The following is a 758-nucleotide window of genomic DNA, read 5'->3' as shown; positions in this document are numbered from 1 at the left end:
CCAGCCCCGCGGACAGCGCGTACTGCACGATCAGGCGCGACCACTCGATCCCGTGACCCGGCGTCGCCCCGTACGGCTTGAACTGGTCCGCCCTGCTGTCCGCGTTGTACTCCAGCAACGGCTCCCAGGAGGACGAGAAATGCTCCGGGATCCGCCACCCGTTCGCCTCCGCCCAGCCGGCCACCCGTTCCACGATCCGGCCCGCACGCCCACGCCACGACCCGTCGCCCGTCGCATCCGCGACCGCCAGGAACGCCTCCACCGCATGCATGTTCGCGTTCACCCCACGGTACTCGTCCAACGACGAGAACCCCGTGTCCCACGAATCCACCGCCAGACCCTCGCCCTCGTCCCAGAACCGGTCCAGGAACACCGAGGCCGCATCGTCCAGCAACGCCCGCGCCCCGGGACGGCCCGCCAGCAGGGCGCTCGACGCGGCCAGCATCACGAACGCATGCGCATAGCACACCTTGCCCGGCACCACACGCCCGTCCAGGAACACCTGCGGATGCCAGCCCCCGTGCACCCGGTCACGCAACGGACCGTCCGTCAGACCCCTCAGCGCCGCGTCCGCAAGCCCGCCCGCGCCCGGCCAGCCCATCATCGAAGCCATCGAATACACATGCGCCATGCGCGCCGTGATCCACGTCTCCACCCCATGCGACGGATCCGTCGAACCATCCGAGTTCAGCCACAGCGAACCCCCGCACGGCGCCGGGAAACCCCTGCCGAACGCCAGCAGGTCATCCCCCACCGCC

1 protein-coding gene is annotated in these 758 nt (G+C 70.3%); it reads right to left on the bottom strand.

Annotation, left to right across the window (positions count from 1 at the left end; genetic code table 11):
* On the bottom strand, positions 1–754 hold a 754-nt coding region (locus AC1AZA_RS11405; protein WP_476514768.1), incomplete at its 3' end, for an AGE family epimerase/isomerase.
* Positions 755–758: the final 4 nt, after the last annotated feature.

The organism is Bifidobacterium sp. LH_389 (genome assembly GCF_056357235.1).
The sequence above is the reverse complement of the archived record's forward strand: the minus strand, read 5'-3'. Positions and strand labels throughout refer to the sequence as shown.